14 protein-coding genes are annotated in these 15715 nt (G+C 67.6%); 10 read left to right on the plus strand and 4 right to left on the minus strand.

Annotation, left to right across the window (positions count from 1 at the left end; genetic code table 11):
• Positions 1-36 precede the first annotated feature (36 nt).
• The gene (locus tag ACFC1W_RS06325) at positions 37-630 is read right to left on the minus strand and encodes a GNAT family N-acetyltransferase (protein WP_375989957.1); all 594 of its coding nucleotides are present in this window, start codon (positions 628-630) and stop codon (positions 37-39) included.
• Between the two features lie 118 nt (positions 631-748).
• Between ACFC1W_RS06325 and ACFC1W_RS06330 the strand changes: the two genes are divergently transcribed.
• From ACFC1W_RS06330 to ACFC1W_RS06370, 9 genes are all read left to right on the plus strand, one after another.
• Positions 749-1492 carry a hypothetical protein gene (locus ACFC1W_RS06330; RefSeq protein ID WP_375989959.1) on the plus strand — a complete coding sequence of 248 codons (744 nt, stop codon included), beginning with the start codon at positions 749-751 and terminating at the stop codon, positions 1490-1492.
• Between the two features lie 181 nt (positions 1493-1673).
• Positions 1674-3542 (plus strand): molecular chaperone DnaK, encoded by a 1869-nt coding sequence (gene dnaK / locus ACFC1W_RS06335; protein ID WP_191764778.1) that lies wholly within the window; start codon positions 1674-1676, stop codon positions 3540-3542.
• Between the two features lie 2 nt (positions 3543-3544).
• Entirely contained in the window at positions 3545-4129 is a 585-nt protein-coding gene (locus ACFC1W_RS06340) for a nucleotide exchange factor GrpE (RefSeq protein ID WP_241111445.1), read from the plus strand.
• A gap of 14 nt (positions 4130-4143) precedes the next feature.
• Complete coding sequence (locus ACFC1W_RS06345; protein WP_375989963.1) at positions 4144-5139, plus strand: DnaJ C-terminal domain-containing protein; 996 nt, start codon at positions 4144-4146, stop codon at positions 5137-5139.
• A 29-nt stretch (positions 5140-5168) separates the two neighbouring features.
• Positions 5169-5660 carry a heat shock protein transcriptional repressor HspR gene (locus ACFC1W_RS06350; protein ID WP_375989965.1) on the plus strand — a complete coding sequence of 164 codons (492 nt, stop codon included), beginning with the start codon at positions 5169-5171 and terminating at the stop codon, positions 5658-5660.
• Between the two features lie 109 nt (positions 5661-5769).
• The gene (locus ACFC1W_RS06355) at positions 5770-6942 is read left to right on the plus strand and encodes a DUF4185 domain-containing protein (protein WP_375989967.1); all 1173 of its coding nucleotides are present in this window, start codon (positions 5770-5772) and stop codon (positions 6940-6942) included.
• Between the two features lie 299 nt (positions 6943-7241).
• Positions 7242-8579: an ABC transporter substrate-binding protein gene (locus tag ACFC1W_RS06360; RefSeq protein WP_375989969.1), complete on the plus strand. Its 1338-nt coding sequence runs from the start codon at positions 7242-7244 to the stop codon at positions 8577-8579.
• 76 nt (positions 8580-8655) lie between these two features.
• Positions 8656-9648, plus strand: a complete 993-nt coding sequence (locus ACFC1W_RS06365) for a carbohydrate ABC transporter permease (protein WP_375989971.1) — start codon at positions 8656-8658, stop codon at positions 9646-9648.
• Between the two features lie 12 nt (positions 9649-9660).
• On the plus strand, positions 9661-10482 hold the full coding sequence (locus tag ACFC1W_RS06370) for a carbohydrate ABC transporter permease (protein ID WP_375989974.1): 822 nt from the start codon (positions 9661-9663) through the stop codon (positions 10480-10482).
• Positions 10483-10540: 58 nt separating this feature from the next.
• Here ACFC1W_RS06370 and ACFC1W_RS06375 read toward each other — a convergent pair whose 3' ends face one another.
• The 3 genes from ACFC1W_RS06375 to ACFC1W_RS06385 form a co-directional block, all read right to left on the minus strand.
• Positions 10541-12076 carry a DUF4185 domain-containing protein gene (locus tag ACFC1W_RS06375; protein WP_375989977.1) on the minus strand — a complete coding sequence of 512 codons (1536 nt, stop codon included), beginning with the start codon at positions 12074-12076 and terminating at the stop codon, positions 10541-10543.
• Between the two features lie 90 nt (positions 12077-12166).
• Entirely contained in the window at positions 12167-13351 is a 1185-nt protein-coding gene (locus ACFC1W_RS06380; protein ID WP_375989979.1) for a hypothetical protein, read from the minus strand.
• A gap of 4 nt (positions 13352-13355) precedes the next feature.
• On the minus strand, positions 13356-14498 hold the full coding sequence (locus ACFC1W_RS06385) for a glycoside hydrolase family 172 protein (RefSeq protein WP_375989982.1): 1143 nt from the start codon (positions 14496-14498) through the stop codon (positions 13356-13358).
• A 120-nt stretch (positions 14499-14618) separates the two neighbouring features.
• Between ACFC1W_RS06385 and ACFC1W_RS06390 the strand changes: the two genes are divergently transcribed.
• The gene (locus tag ACFC1W_RS06390; RefSeq protein WP_375989985.1) at positions 14619-15608 is read left to right on the plus strand and encodes a LacI family DNA-binding transcriptional regulator; all 990 of its coding nucleotides are present in this window, start codon (positions 14619-14621) and stop codon (positions 15606-15608) included.
• Positions 15609-15715: the final 107 nt, after the last annotated feature.

Genomic DNA, 15715 nt, shown 5'->3' on the forward strand with positions numbered 1-15715 from the left:
CCAGTGTTCACCCGGCTCAGCCATTGACACCGGCGCTCACCCGGCTCGAGCCGTGCTCCCGTCATCGCGTCCGCCATGCCACTCGCGCTCGAGGACCGCGTAGTGCCCGGTGTCGGTCCACTCGCCCTTGAGCCACATGTGCTCCACGAAGTGCCCCTCATGGCGCATGCCGAGACGGGCGCACAGCCGGACGGAGGCCTCGTTCCGCGGATCGAGCTCCGCATACACGCGATGCAACCCGAGGTCGCCGAACGCCAGGTCGAGCAGCACGCTCGCCGCCTCCGCCCCATAGCCGCGTCCCTGCGCGTGCGGAGCGATGATCCAGCCGATCTCGGCGCTGCGATCGGGAACGCCGCTGTGCAGCTCGAGGTACATCGTGCCGAGGAACGCCCCGTGCTCGTCCCGGATCGCCGGCTGAAGGTAGTCGCCGGCTTTCTCGAGGCGGGTGGCCGCGGCATCCCGTTCCAGCACTCGGGCGACCTCTTCACGCGACCGCGGCTCATACAGCAGGTACCGGCACACGTCGGGGTCGGACTGAAGGGCATACAGGTCGGCGAAATCGTCGGGGCGCAGCGCATCGAGCGTGACGCGCGGGCCGCGCAGCGGCTGCAGGTCGTACGGAAGCGGCATGCGGCCATCCTCCCGGATCGCACGAACGAGCGGGAGGGATGCCGCGCCCGCCGATGCCCGCCGACCGGCGCCCTCCAGGGTTAGGCTCACCGCAACGCGGACTCCGACGGGAGGATCGATGAACGACGCCGCACCGCCGGACAGCGAGCCGCCCGGCACCCCGCCCGAGGCGGACCTGCCCGGCTCCGCCCTGCCCGACTCCGCCCCGCCCGGCTCCGCGCCGCTCGGCACTGAGCCCCCACGCGGGCAGGCCCTGCGTCGCGGTGAAGGTCCGCATCACGCGCAGGGTCCGCGTCACCGCGTGGGCCAGCACCACGAGGCGCCCCCGCCGCCGACGCACGGAGGCACCGCCCGCGCGCGCCAGAGGCTGGGCGAGGACGCGCCGGAATTCGTCGAGTACTTCAAGGAGCGCGTCTACGCGACCTTCACCGGACTCGCGATCGTCCTCGTCGTGTCGTCGAACGACGCGCACGACGCCGGCCATGCGGTGTTGGCGCTCCTGCTCGGCGTCGTCGGCATCACCGCGGCAGGGTTCGTGTCGGGCGTGATCTCGCACCTCGCCGTCCACCGCGACTTCCCGGGAGGCGCCGAGCTGAGGGCGCAGCTGCGCATCGCGGGTGGGGCGCTGGGCACCCTCGTCACGCCGATGATCCTTCTGGCGCTCGCATGGTTCGGTGTCCTGCCACTGCCTGCGGCACTCCGCGCGGCCGAGATCGTCTACGTCGCCACGCTCGCTGTGATCGGCTGGTTCGCGGTGCGCCGTTCGCGCCTGGACCTGTGGAAGCAGCTGCTGGCGCTCACGATCCTCGTCACGCTCGGACTCGTGGTCGTGCTGCTGCAGACCCTCGCCCACTCTGTCTGAGTGGGTTCCAAAGTCCGACTGGATCCAAAGTTGAGTCGGGTCATATCAACTTCATTTGACACGCTCGACACCCGCGAGTAGCCTTGAGTCATCGCGACTCAACCTCTCTGTCGAGCGCGAGCAGACTTCCCATCAACCACGGGCCGAGGCATCCGCTTCGCCCACAAGAAGGAGAGAACACATGGCACGTGCTGTCGGAATCGACCTCGGTACGACCAACTCGGTCGTCAGCGTCCTCGAGGGTGGCGAGCCGAAGGTCATCGCCAACGCCGAGGGCTTCCGCACGACCCCGTCGGTCGTCGCGTTCACGAAGGACGGCGAGGTGCTCGTCGGTGAGACCGCGAAGCGCCAGGCGGTCACCAACGTCGACCGCACCGTCTCGTCCGTCAAGCGTCACATGGGCACCGACTGGGGCTTCGACGTCGACGGCAAGAAGTGGACGCCGCAGGAGATCTCGGCCCGCATCCTGCAGAAGCTGAAGCGCGACGCCGAGCAGTACCTGGGCGACACGGTGACGGATGCCGTCATCACGGTTCCGGCGTACTTCAACGACGCCGAGCGCCAGGCAACGAAGGAGGCCGGCGAGATCGCGGGCCTCAACGTGCTCCGCATCATCAACGAGCCCACCGCCGCCGCTCTCGCGTACGGCCTCGACAAGGGCAAGGAGGACGAGCTCATCCTCGTCTTCGACCTCGGTGGCGGAACCTTCGACGTCTCCCTGCTCGAGGTGGGCAAGGACGACGACTTCTCGACGATCCAGGTGCGCGCGACCGCCGGTGACAACCGCCTCGGAGGTGACGACTGGGACCAGCGCCTCGTCGACTACTTCATCAAGCAGTTCAAGGACACGACGGGTGTCGACGTCTCGGGCGACAAGATCGCCCTGCAGCGCCTCAAGGAGGCCGCCGAGCAGGCGAAGAAGGAGCTCTCGTCCTCGACGAGCACGAGCGTAAACCTCCCGTACCTCTCGCTGACCGACTCGGGCCCGGTGTCGCTTTCCGAGACGATCACGCGCGCCAAGTTCGAGGACCTCACCAAGGACCTCCTCGACCGCACCAAGAAGCCGTTCGAGGACGTCATCCGCGAGGCCGGCATCAAGGTCGCCGACATCGACCACGTCGTGCTCGTCGGCGGCTCGACCCGTATGCCCGCGGTGAGCGAGCTCGTGCAGCGCGAGGCCGGGAAGGAGCCCAACAAGGGCGTCAACCCCGATGAGGTCGTCGCCGTCGGCGCTGCCCTCCAGGCCGGTGTCCTCAAGGGCGAGCGCAAGGACGTCCTGCTCATCGACGTGACCCCCCTGAGCCTCGGCATCGAGACCAAGGGCGGCATCATGACCAAGCTCATCGAGCGCAACACCGCCATCCCGACGAAGCGCTCGGAGACCTTCACGACGGCCGACGACAACCAGCCGTCCGTCGCGATCCAGGTCTTCCAGGGTGAGCGCGAGTTCACGCGCGACAACAAGCCGCTCGGCACGTTCGAGCTCACCGGCATCGCGCCGGCTCCCCGCGGCATCCCGCAGATCGAGGTCACCTTCGACATCGACGCCAACGGCATCGTGCACGTCTCGGCGAAGGACAAGGGCACCGGCAAGGAGCAGTCGATGACGATCACCGGCGGCTCCTCGCTGCCCAAGGACGACATCGAGCGCATGGTGCGTGAGGCCGAGGAGCACGCCGCCGAAGACAAGAAGCGCCGTGAGGCCGCCGAGGTGCGCAACCAGGCCGAGACCCTCTCGTACTCGATCGAGAAGCTCATCAAGGAGAACGACGACAAGCTGCCCGAAGACGTCAAGACCGAGGTCCAGGCCGACGTCGACGCTCTCAAGACGGCGCTCGCGGGCGACGACGACGAGGCTGTGAAGACGGCGTTCGACAAGCTGAACCAGAGCCAGGGCAAGCTGGGCGAGGCGATCTACGCCTCCAACCAGGCGTCGCAGCCGGCTCCCGACGCGTCGGGTGAGCAGCCCGCCGACGGCTCCGGCCAGACCGAGTCCGACGAGGACGTGGTTGACGCCGAGGTCATCGACGACGAGGAAGACAAGAAGTAACCATGGCCGACAAGGACTTCGAGAACGAGGTCCCCGGCGGCGAGGACCCGGAAGCACAGGCTTCCGGGTCCGACCCGCAGGAGGGCCAGGACGACGAGCTGACGATCGATGACATCCTCGGTGCGACACAGAACGCGGATGCCGCGGCCGAAGACGCCGTGATCGCCGACCTCGAATCGCAGCTGCTCAACGATCTCAAGCGCCTCCAGGCGGAGTACGCCAACTACCGCCGCCGTACGGAGGACCAGCGAGAGCTCGAGATCGAGCGCGCCAAGGGGGCGGTCGCGAAGGGCCTCCTGCCCGTGCTCGACGACCTCGACCGGGCTGAGAAGCACGGTGACCTCGAGGAGGGCTCACCCTTCGCCGCGATCGCCGAGAAGCTGCGCGGCGTTGCCGAGCGCATCGGCCTGGTCACCTACGGTGCACCCGGCGAGGCGTTCGATCCGCAGCAGCACGAGGCCATCTTCCAGGCGCCGACCCCCGGCACGACCGAGCCCACGATCCTCGAGGTCGTCGAGATCGGCTACCGACTCGGCTCCGTCGAGCTTCGCCCGGCGAAGGTCGTCGTCGCGGTGCCGGCCGAGTAGTCCGGAGGGCACCTATGGCCAGTCAGGACTGGTTCGACAAGGACTTCTACTCGATCCTCGGTGTGTCCAAGGACGTCAGCGACACTGACCTCAAGAAGACCTACCGCAAGCTCGCGCGGAAGTACCACCCCGACTCCAACCAGGGCGATGCCAAGGCCGAGGCGAAGTTCAAAGAGGTCAGCGAGGCGTACTCGGTGCTCTCCGACGCCGAGCAGCGCAAGGAGTACGACCAGATCCGTGCCATGGGCTCGGGCGCGCGCTTCACGGCCGGCGGACAGGGCGGAGCCGGCGGCTTCGAGGACGTCTTCTCGATGTTCAACCAGGGGCGCGGCGGCGGCCGCTATCAGTCGGCCGAGGACTTCGACGACATCTTCTCGATGTTCAACCAGCAGGGCGGCGGCTTCGGCACCGGCCGGTTCGGTCAGTCGACGGGCGGCTACCGCGGGTACGGCGGTCCGACCCGCGGGGCCGACGTCACGGCGCGGACGACGATCGACTTTGTCACCGCGACCAAGGGCGAGACCATCACGCTCCAGGGCGAGGACGGCCGTCCGTTCAAGGTGAAGATCCCGGCAGGCGTGTCCGACGGCCAGAAGATCCGCCTGCGCGGCCGGGGCCGGCCGTCGCCGGACGGCGGCGAGAACGGCGACGTCGTCGTGCAGGTCGCCGTGCGACCGCATCCGGTGTTCACGCGCGACGGGCTCAACCTTCGCGTGACGATCCCGGTGACGTTCACCGAGGCCGCGCTCGGCGCGACCATCGAGGTCCCGACCCTGGGCGGCGAGCCGGTGAAGCTGCGCGTCGCGCCCGGCACTCCGTCGGGGCGCGTACTCCGCGTGAAGGGCCGCGGCGTGCAGACCGCCAAAGGCACCGGCGACCTGCTCGCCGAGGTCCAGGTGGCTGTGCCGTCGCACCTCGACGACGCGGCCCGCGAGGCACTCGAGCGGTACCACGCGCTCGAGCCGAAGGAGAACCCGCGTGCCGACCTCATGGCGAAGGCGCGCGGCTAGGAGGATAGGTCGGAGGGAGGTGAGCCGGCATGGGTGAGCAGCACGACATCGACGACGAGGCACCGATCTTCGCGATCGCCGTCGCCGCGGAGCTCTCCGGCATGCATCCGCAGACCCTCCGTCAGTACGACCGCCTCGGGCTGGTCGTGCCCGCGCGCACGTCGGGAGGCTCGCGCCGCTATTCGCTCCGCCACGTCGCGCAGCTGCGCGAGGTCGCGCGGATGTCGGCCGACGGCATCGGCCTCCCGGCGATCGCGCGCATCCTCGAACTGGAAGACCGGGTCCGCGAACTGCACGGCCGCGTCCGCGACCTCGAGGAGCGGGTGCGCACCGAACTCGAACGTCGCCCCGGCGCCCGCGTCTTCGCGGCGGGCGCGACCGGAGCGGTCGTGACCCTGCGCCACGGCACGCGGGTGCGCCGCGCGACCGAGCTCGTCGTGTGGCGTCCCCGCCAGCCGATCAGTCCGGGAGAGTCGCCGGCCGAGGCCCCGGCCGGCCATGCGGGCGACGACGAGCGCTGACCGACCGCGGTCGAGCCGCCGTGAGCTCGTCTCACTGAGCTCGATCTGAAATCGATTTCTCATTTCGCCCCCAGCCTCGTATCGTGACACCTGACGATCGAGGAGGATCATGGCTGCGCAGGCGACCCGTTCACGAATCCGAGCCGCGGCTGCGGCATCCGTCATCATCGGTGTCATGGCAATGGCCGGCTGCACGGGCACAGGGGCCGTGGACGTCGACGCCGACCCCGACAAGCCGTTCGTGCTGGAGGGCGTGTCGAACCTCACCGAGATCGCGCAGCTCACCGGGCCCGGGGCGATGAACGACACTGAGACCGCTGCCGTCGCCGGCACCGACCTGGGGTCGATGACGAATCTGGGAGACCGAACCTACTTCTTCTTCGGCGACACCTTCGGCGAGCGCGATCCCGACTCGATCGGCGGGCAGGGTGGGATCTGGCGATCGAACGTCTCGGCGTGGACGACCGACGACGATCCGACCGACGGGATCACCTTCGACGGGTGGGCTCCGGCAGACGACATCGGCTGGGCGGCGGCGCTCGTCGAGGGCGACCACGACCCCAATGACGGCAAGGGCGAGGTCACCAAGATCCCGACTCACGGCTTCGCGATCGGCGAGACGCTGTACATCGCCTACATGTCCGTCAACTTCTGGGGTGAGCCAGGAGCCTGGGACGCGAACTACTCCGGGCTGGCCAGGTCCACCGACGGCGGCGAATCGTGGACCGCCCTCGAGAACCCGCGCTGGCCGGGTGATTCGAACTTCATCCAAGTTGCACCGGCGCACGTCATGGAGGACGGCGTCGAGTACGTGTACTTCTGGTCGATCCCCTCCGGCCGGTTCGGGGGAGTGCAGCTGATGCGCGTGCCCGCCTCCGAGGAGGCGGTCGAGGATCTCACCGCGTACACGTACTTCTCGGGAGTGGATGCCGCGGGCGAGCCCCGCTGGGACGCCGACCTGACGGCTGCCGAGACGGTGGTCGAGGGAACGATCGGCGAGTTGTCGGTGATGTGGTCGACGTACCTCGAACGCTGGGTCATGACGTACTCGGACGGCGGCAGCGCATTCATCCGCGAAGGGGTCACGCCATGGGGACCATGGGGTGACCCGATCGAGCTCGTCTCCAGCGCGGAGTACCCTGGTCTGTACTCGCCGTACATGAATCCCAGATACGTCTCTGACGACGGCCGCACGATCTACTTCGCCCTGTCCCTCTGGGATCCCTACAACGTCTTCTGGTTCTCGACCGACCTCGAGAAGACCGAACCCGGGGCCTTCTAGCCCGTCGTTGTGAAATCGATACAGAGTGACCAGGTGCGCGTCTCGGAGCCGCCGCCGCACGCTGAGAGGTGTCTTTCAGCGCGACCTCACGCCCGCAGTGGCGCCGATCACGCCGTGCGGCAAGGGTGAGCAGCTTCCGTCGGCATTGCGCTTGAAATCGATTTCGCATACTCTGACCACCAGACGAGATCAGTGCCGATCCGCGGCGCCGCCGCGATTCACCGATCGATGTCAGACCGGGCTTCCTGACCGGCCACAGCTTCGACTCATCGCGGAGTCGAGTTCCTGAGGAGGGACGAATGCACAAGAGAAACAGCAGGCTCGCGCTCGCCGTCGTGGCGACCGCCTCGGCGGGCGCACTGCTCGCCGGCTGCGCCGGAGGCGGCGGTGCGCCGACCACGGAGGACGGCAAGGCGAAGGTCATCTTCTGGCAGCAGCAGTTCGAGGACTACCAGCAGGCGTGGTTCAAGGAGCAGGTCAACGAGTTCAACGCCCAGAGCGACGACGTCGAGGTGCAGTATCTCGTCGTCCCCGCTGACACGTGGGACCAGAAGCTCAAGGCCGCCCAGGCCGCCGGCAAGGCGCCCGACGTGAAGACGACGAACTACGGCAACATCAAGCCGATGCAGGCTAACGGCCAGCTGGCCGACCTCACGACGCTCATGGACGACGAGGCGTTCGCCGACATCGCGGAGAACATCAAGCCGTTCGTGAGCGTGGACGAGGGCGTCTACGGATACCCGCTGCTCGTCGAGCCGTCGACGGTGCTCTTCTACCGCGCCGACCTGCTCGAGGCGGCAGGCATCGACGCTCCGCCGACCGACTGGGATGAGCTCGTCGACGACGCGCGCAAGCTCACCGGCGACGGCGTCTACGGCATGAACATCGCCCAGACCGCGCCCGACCTGGGCTGGTCGAGCTGGGGCCTGCAGTACAACACGGCAGGCGACCTGCCGCTGCGCGGCGACTGGTCGACCGCGGATGCGACCGACCCGGCGTACGAAGAGCTGCTCGGCCTCTACCAGACGCTCTACACCGAGAAGCTCATGCCGCAGGAGCCGACGTACGGCTACGCGGACTGCTCGTTCTTCGGCGAGGGCAAGGTGGCCATGAGCGCGTGCGGTTCCTGGGCGCTCGGCCAGCTCTCGCAGAACCCCGACTGGGCGAACGTGTGGGAGAACACGGAGGTCGCGCCGTTCCCGTCGCACAACGGCGACCAGACCCTTCCGACCTCGACCCTCGGCGGCTGGACGCTCACCGTCGACTCGAAGTCGAAGTCGCAGGAGGGCGCTGCGGAGTTCGTGGAGTGGCTGCTCGCCGACGACACCGACCGGCTCGTGGACTTCTTCACGGCCACCGGCTTCTCGAAGTATCCGGCGCGCCTGTCGGTGACCGAGGCGCTCGCAGCGACCGAGGAGGCCAGCGCGAGCCCGTTCCTCGCCACCATCACCGAGCAGATCGTCCCCTACGCCAAGTCGGAGCCCGCGTACCCGTGGGACGTCAGCCTCGCCTTCGCGACTGCGATCGAGAAGGCCATGAAGGGCGGTGACATCCCGGCCGCCCTCGAGGAGGCGCAAGCGGCGATCGAGGATGTCATCGAGAAGCAGAAGCTGGCTGGCACAGGCACCGGCGGCTGAGAACGAGGAGTGGGGCGGATGCCGCGGCATCCGCCCCTTCTCCCTGATATCCCCCAACGAGTCGAAGGAGACCGCCATGACGATGTCGCCGCAGACGACGACACACATGGGCACCGCTGCGAGCGTCGCGCTCGAGGTGGAGGCGCCCGTCAAGGGCCGTCGTCGCCGCACGCGCGAGCGTGTGAGCAAGCACATGATGGACAACCGGACGGCGTACCTGATGCTCGCCCCGATGATCGTGCTGCTCGGCATCTTCGTGTGGTGGCCGCTGATCTGGTCGTTCTATCTCTCGACGTTCGAGATCAGCTTCTACGAGGATCCTGTCTTCGTAGGGCTGCAGTTCTACCGATACGTGCTGGAGGACCCCAAGTTCTGGCACTCGATCGGCATCGGCGCGATGTACGTGGTCTACACGGTGCCCGCGATCATGATCATCGCGTTCCTCATGGCCAGCTTCATCCGCACGTGCGGCATCAAGCTCGCCGGCCTGCTCAAGACGACGGTCTACACCCCGACGGTGGTCTCGGCCGTGGTCGCCTCGATCGTGTTCATCTTCATGTACCGCGCCGACGGCGGCATCATCAACTGGCTGCTCAGCTTCGTCGGTCTCGGCCCGTACGCGTTCCTGTCGGACCCGAACCTCGCCCTGCCGGCCATCTCGATTCCCGGCATCTGGCTCGCCTTCGGCATCACGACCTTGATCATGCTCGCCGGCATGTACGACATCCCGCAGAGCTACTACGAAGCCGCGCAGCTCGAGGGCGCCAACTACTTCCAGCGCACGTGGTTCATCACCATCCCGCTGATGAAGAACGTGCTCCTCTATCTGCTGGTCACGGCCACGATCGCCGGGATGCAGCAGTTCGAGCTGCCGCTCATCATGACCGGAGGCGGGCCGACGAACGCCACGATGACGCCCAACCTCTTCATCTTCAACACCTTCAAGGACCCCACCCCCTACGCGACGAGCTTCTCGCTCACCGCCGCACTCATCCTCTTCTTCGTCCTCGGCACCATCAGCGTGCTGATCTTCCGGCTGATCCGGTCGGATAAGGCGATCGACGCGTAGGGACCCGCACTCATGAACACTTCCGTCTCACGTCGCATCTGGACCTACGCCCTCGCCACCCTCATCGTCGTCAGCACGATGCTCCCGCTGGCGTGGATGGTCATCTCGGGCTTCAAGGGCAAGAGCGAGGTCGTCAAGACGCCCTTCCAGTTCTTCCCGGAGATCTGGATCTGGCAGAACTACGTCGACATCCTGCAGGACCCCGCCTTCGTGCAGGCGATGGTGCTGACCTTCATCGGTGCGGTGATCTTCACGGGCCTCAGCCTCACGGTGAACTCGTTCGCGGCGTACGTCTTCGCTCGCCTGGACTTCCGCGGCAAGCGGTTCTGGTGGATCTACTGCATCACGCCGATGTTCATCCCCGGCATGGCGATCCTGCTCACGTCGTTCGTCGTCGTGTCGAACCTCGGCATGCTCAACACCCTCGCGGTGCTGATCATCCCGGGCGTCGCGGCGGCCGCTCAGATGTTCTTCATCCGGCAGTTCTACCTGAACACCCCGATCGCGATCGAGGAGGCTGCGCTGATCGATGGAGCCGGGCGCTGGCGCATCTTCTGGTCGATCTTCCTGCCGCAGTCGCAGGGCGTGTTCGTCGTCGTGGGCGTCGGCTCGTACCTCGCCTACTGGAACGCGTACGTCTGGCCGATCCTCACGATCCAGGACCCCGGTCTGCAGCAGATCATGCAGTACCTCGCCGGATTCCGCTCCGAGCGCGGCAACGAGTGGGGCCTGCTCATGGCCGGCTCGACCCTTGCCGCACTGCCGACGATCATCCTGGTGCTGATCTTCCAGCGCTACATCGTCAACGGCGTGCGCCTCGCCGGCATCAAGTAGCGATCACGAGAAGACCGGGCCGCCCCTGGAAGGGCGGCCCGGTCTGGTAGGGACGCCGTCAGCGCCGGATGACGGCGATGTCGTCGGCCTGCAGCCAGATGTCGCCGGAGTTCGTCCAGACCCCGGCGAACACCTGCACCATATTTTGATCACCGCTCTCGAAGTCCACGGTGAACTTCGTCCACGGACCGATCGAGACGAAGTGCGCCTCGGCGATCACCGTGCCGTCGAGTGTGCGCGCGCCGAAGAATCCGGCATCGCTGTTGATCGACGTGCGAAGGAATCCCGTGAGCCGGTAGGCGGTGCCGGGCTCGACATCTACGTCCTGCCAGATGTTCCGCCAGCCCGTGTTGTAGCGCACGAAGGCGTTGCGATCACCCGAGAAGGACTGCGGCGGGGCGGTGTCGATGCCGCAGTTCGGACTGCAGCCCCAGGTGCCGTTCGTGCCGTCGCCCATCGTCGTGCCCCGCTCGAAGCTCGGGTTCGCGACGAGGTTCGGGTTCACGATTGTTCCCGAGCGGTCGATCTGCATGCGCATCAGGTAGACGTTGTACGGGCTCCACTGCGACATCGCGAAGTAGACCTCGCCGTCCTCGTTCCACGGATGGAAGTACCCGCCGTAGAGGCCTGGGTAGTCGGCGCTGCTCGCCACGATCTGCGGCGCCGTCCACGGCCCGGTCGGGCTCTTCGCGGTGCGCATCACGATGTCGGGTCCTGACAGTGTCATGAGCAGGTAGCGTTTGCTGAATTCGTCGTACTGCACCGAGAGCTCGCTCGCGGGCGCGTCGATCACGGGTGACGCGTCGGCCTCGGTCTTCGACCAGCGCTCGCCGTCCCAGTAGCGGTACGCCGACTTGTCGAGCAGCTTCTTCGCCGTGACTTTGGCGACGTGCACGGCGCCGTGGCGCCCGTTGGGCGTGCCGAATACGTAGATGTCGCCGCCCCTCCTGACGTACGCCTGCATCTGGAACGGTTGGGTGCCCTCGGCGTTGTTCTCCCACTTCGCGTCGGACTCCGTCCAGTTCTCACCGTCGTCGTCCGAATACGCGATGCCGGCGTAGTTGGTGTCCCAGTAGCCCGGCTCGCCCCACTGCCTGACCGACATGAACCCGATGTACTGACGGTCGCCCACCGAGATGCCGGCGGTCGGGATGGTCGTCATCTCGTCGCCGTTGACCTTCTTCGACGGGATGAGCTCCTTCGCGATGCCCTGGGGCGACTGCGGGGCGCTCTCGAACAGCATCCCGTCGGAGAGATCGCTGTCGCTCGAGCGCACCAGGACATTGCTGCGCCAGTTGCCGTTCGGCCCCGAGCCGCCGCCAGGCCCCGTCCAGCCGTTTCCGAACGTGTCACCGAAGGCGGTCAGCACCCGCCCGTCGCCGTCGTCCCACATGATGCCGAGGTCGGTCGCCTTGATGTCCCATCGCCCCCATGTGTTGTTCGGGGCGTCGGGGCCGGTCAGCTTCTCGACGACCGTCACCGGCGTCGGGGTGTCGGTCGCGAAAGCCGGACTCGCAGGCCCGAGCCCTGCGGCTCCGGCTACGACCAGGCCGGTGGCCGCCGCGGCGGCCGTGATCCTCTTCAGAGGCGTCATTGCACTCTCTCCTTCCTTCGTGCCCGCCCCGGTGGCGGGCGCGTCATCGGGGCGCGGAGCGGCTCCGCGGCGGCGAGGGATGCGCCGGTGTCATGAGACCGGCTCGAGGTGGAGGGGCCGCAGCCCCAGCCAGTACGACGACATGCCCGCGGGAGCGCAGGGGCAGACGTTCGACTGCACCCACATCGAGCGGTTGTCGTCTGAGAGGAACTTCGAGGGGATCGTGGTGCCGTAGCCGCCGAAGCGCTCGTCTGTCCAGGGGTACGGCCCGAAGTCCTCCGACAGGAAGAGCGTCCAGGGACCCCAGGGCGTGGGGGACTCGTAGAACTCGAACGTGAGCTCGGTCCACGACGTGTAGACGTAGCGCTCCAGCTTCGGCAGGTAGGTCACCCCGCCCTGCGAGATGACGCTGAGGTTCCGCGCGCCGACCGTCTCGCCCGACTCGACAGCACCGTCACCCGGGTGCTGCAGACGTTCGTCGACCAGAACGGGGTGCTTGTCGGTGATGTCGTCCGTCCAGGTCGGCTCGGAGTCGCCCGGCTCGCCCGCGTAGAACTCCCAGGCCGCGGCATCCGTCACCGCATCGAGGGGAACGCGGGCGAGGAAGAGCTCGGTGGGATCGGCGACGGAGTCGTCGAAGGAGTCGCGCCAGTTGCCGTCGAGACCGTACGCGTAGGCGAAGCCCGGCTCGGGGGCGTGCTCGTTCTCCTGCCCGTAGTCGGCGAACCACACCGTCGTGAAGAGGCCGTCGTCGAACATCGGCGCGGATTCGTCCCAGGCCCAGGTCTTCCCGTGATCGTCGCTGCGCGCGATCGTCGCGGCGGGGGCCTCGTTGAAGTCGAGGCGCAGGTCCTGCACTGCGAGATAGAGCGTGCCGTCGGCGCACAGCATGCCGGTCGGCTTGCGTGTGAAGCCCTCGCCCGACCAGACCTGACCCACCGCGTCGCCGCCCGCGAGGAACTCGCCCTCGAGGCCGTTCTCGTCGGTCGGCGAACCGGTCACGCGGTTGACCGCGATGTCGAAGAACTCGTTGCCGAAGCCCGCGCCGTCGCCGTTCGCCGTGTACAGCGCGTCGTCGTCCGACCAGCAGCTCGGCCACAGGTCGCCGTCCGAGACGCCGACCGCAGTGACCTTTTCGGCGACCGCGCCGCGCAGAGCCGCGCCCGGCAGGGCGTCGGCGAACTCGATGTCGTCGGGCAGGCTGCCCGCCGAGCAGGCGGCGAGAACGAGCATCGACGCGCCAAGCCCGGCCAGCGCCGCGCGACGGGGACGCACCCGATCAGTCCTGGGGCGCCCGCGGAGGCATCGCGCCGACATCGGGAACCGCACCGGTGCCGAGGTGCACCTCCAGCTCGTCGGGCGTCGGCGGCTTCGGCCGGCGAGCGGTCGGCCGGTCGAGGTAGAAGACCGCCGTCGAGGCGATGTCGTCGCGCAGCGGCAGATAGCGCCAGCCGCTCCGCCAGCCGAGCGCCTGAATATCGACCTTGGGGATGCCGGTCGCGAAGTGGATCGGGTCGAGCAGGTGCCAGCGGTACATGCCGAACCGCTGCTGGCTCACGTAGAGACCGTCGGGCCGGATGACCTGCGGCATGCCGAGGTAGGGCGTTGAGAACTCGGTGTAACCCTTGCCGGGGATGTCGAAGTTCCATGCGCCCCCGAAATAGTCCTCGGTCCCGGTGCCGCAGATCGTCGGGTAGTCGGTGTCGTCGTCGAGGTAGAACTTGATCTCGCCCTCGCCCCACCAGCCGTTGGAGTTCACACCCCACGCGATGTAGGTGCCGACGTACTGCCCTTGACCCTCGATGCCCTCGAGGATCGTGTGGGGGACGAGTTCCTCGAGCGGGTTCGACCGTCGCCACTGGGCGTGGAAGTACCCGTCGCCCGAGTAGTCGCCGCCCATCTCGTAGGTCACCTGGTAGTAGACGCGCACGTCGACGACGGACGTGTTCTCGATGGTGAGTCGTGCGCTCTCGCGGAAGGGCATCGGCCAGTACGAGTTGAAGCCGCCGTTCGGATTGGCAGCGATCGGCTGCGAGTTCACCTGGGCGAACTCGCCCCAGCCGTTGCAGAAGAAGTCGCCGTAGGGAACCTCGACGGCCGGCTCGTCCGCGCCGTCCCAGTACGCGCGCAGGATGAGCGTGCGCCAGTTGTCCTTGTGCGTCGTGATCCAGATGTGCGTGATCTTTCCCGCGCCCTCGATGTTCGCGAGGTCGAACGTCTCGCCCGCCTTGACGTCGACGCTCGGCGAGATCTTCCACCCCGGACCCAGGTCCCGGGCACACGCAGCCCCTGTTCCCTCGGTGGCGCGGCCGCCGCCTCCGGCCGAGCCGTCGAAGTTCTCGGGCGAGATCGACCGCGTCTGCACGCGCCGCAGCGCCGAGATCGACGAGAGGTCGGGGGAGGGCAGCTGGGGGGAACTCATCGTTCAGCACTTCCTTGCGTCGGCACGCCAGATCAGCGAGCTTCTGGAATCGATTTCAACACTGTATTGTTGGCTGACCGGCAATGTCAACGCGGGCCGGCGCAGGCTGAGGCAGGGGCGATGGCCACGATCTACGAGGTGGCGAAGCTGGCAGGGGTCTCCCCCGCGACTGTTTCGCGCGTCTTCAACGGCATCGGGGTCTCAGACGAGAAGACGGTCGCCGTGCGGGATGCGGCGCGGCAGCTCAACTTCACCCCGAACCGCACCGCGCGCACTCTCCGCCGTCAGGCATCCGAGGTCATCGCCCTCGTCATCCCCGACATCGAGAATCCGTACTTCACCGAGATGGCACGCGGCGTCGAAGACGTCGCGTCACAGGCGGGGTACTCCGTCGTGCTCTGCAACACCGACTCGCAGATCGAGAAGGAGGCGACCTACCTCCAGATCGCCATCTCCGAGCACATGGCGGGCGTGATCCTCGCCGCCGCATCCGACCACACGAACCTCGACGATCTCGTCGCGACGGGGCGTCCCATCGTGGCCGTCGACCGCGGCACCGGCTACGACATCGACGGCGTCATCATGGCCAACCGCACGGCCGGGCAGGCGGCGACCGAGAATCTGGTGCAGGCCGGCTACCGGCGGATCGCCTGTATCACGGGCCCACAGCACATCGAGACGGCGTACGAGCGCGCGCAGGGCTGGCGCGCTGTGCTCGCCCGCCACTTCCCCGACGCCGACCACGACGAGCTGCTGCGGTACTCGACGTTCCGGGTCGACGGCGGGCGCGAGGCGATGGAGGAGCTCTTGGCCCTGCCGGTGCCGCCCGATGCGGTCGTCGCCGGCAACAACCTCCTGGGGGTGGGTGCCATCCAGGTGCTCACCGAGCATGGACTCACGCCGCCCAAGATCGGCGTCGCGGTGGTCGGCTCGCTCCCCTTCACCACGCTGTCCCCGCGAGCGGTCACCGTGGTGCGGCTTCCCGCCCGGCACATGGGGGTCACGGCGGCCAAGATGCTGCTCGAGCGCATCAACGGCGACGACCAGCCCGCGCGCACCGTGGTGCTCCGCAACGAGGTTCAGCCCGCGGATCCTGCCGCGCACGGTTGACCCCTTCTCTCAGCCTCTGTTTCAGAAGCGGCGTGTTTCGCGCGGTTGATCATGAAATCGATTTCGTCTAGAGTGAACGCGTTCCCAGAGCCCGCCGTCGCGATCGA

Origin of the sequence: Microbacterium sp. NPDC056003, from assembly GCF_042274785.1 — a bacterium.
GTDB lineage: Bacteria > Actinomycetota > Actinomycetes > Actinomycetales > Microbacteriaceae > Microbacterium.

What these genes read in the sequence shown, in the direction of transcription:
- ACFC1W_RS06325 (WP_375989957.1), bottom strand. Translation starts at nt 630, where the DNA reads ATGCCGCTTCCGTACGACCTGCAGCCGCTGCGCGGCCCGCGCGTCACG.
- ACFC1W_RS06330 (WP_375989959.1), top strand. Translation starts at nt 749, where the DNA reads ATGAACGACGCCGCACCGCCGGACAGCGAGCCGCCCGGCACCCCGCCC.
- dnaK (WP_191764778.1), top strand. Translation starts at nt 1,674, where the DNA reads ATGGCACGTGCTGTCGGAATCGACCTCGGTACGACCAACTCGGTCGTC.
- ACFC1W_RS06340 (WP_241111445.1), top strand. Translation starts at nt 3,545, where the DNA reads ATGGCCGACAAGGACTTCGAGAACGAGGTCCCCGGCGGCGAGGACCCG.
- ACFC1W_RS06345 (WP_375989963.1), top strand. Translation starts at nt 4,144, where the DNA reads ATGGCCAGTCAGGACTGGTTCGACAAGGACTTCTACTCGATCCTCGGT.
- ACFC1W_RS06350 (WP_375989965.1), top strand. Translation starts at nt 5,169, where the DNA reads ATGGGTGAGCAGCACGACATCGACGACGAGGCACCGATCTTCGCGATC.
- ACFC1W_RS06355 (WP_375989967.1), top strand. Translation starts at nt 5,770, where the DNA reads ATGGCTGCGCAGGCGACCCGTTCACGAATCCGAGCCGCGGCTGCGGCA.
- ACFC1W_RS06360 (WP_375989969.1), top strand. Translation starts at nt 7,242, where the DNA reads ATGCACAAGAGAAACAGCAGGCTCGCGCTCGCCGTCGTGGCGACCGCC.
- ACFC1W_RS06365 (WP_375989971.1), top strand. Translation starts at nt 8,656, where the DNA reads ATGACGATGTCGCCGCAGACGACGACACACATGGGCACCGCTGCGAGC.
- ACFC1W_RS06370 (WP_375989974.1), top strand. Translation starts at nt 9,661, where the DNA reads ATGAACACTTCCGTCTCACGTCGCATCTGGACCTACGCCCTCGCCACC.
- ACFC1W_RS06375 (WP_375989977.1), bottom strand. Translation starts at nt 12,076, where the DNA reads ATGACGCCTCTGAAGAGGATCACGGCCGCCGCGGCGGCCACCGGCCTG.
- ACFC1W_RS06385 (WP_375989982.1), bottom strand. Translation starts at nt 14,498, where the DNA reads ATGAGTTCCCCCCAGCTGCCCTCCCCCGACCTCTCGTCGATCTCGGCG.
- ACFC1W_RS06390 (WP_375989985.1), top strand. Translation starts at nt 14,619, where the DNA reads ATGGCCACGATCTACGAGGTGGCGAAGCTGGCAGGGGTCTCCCCCGCG.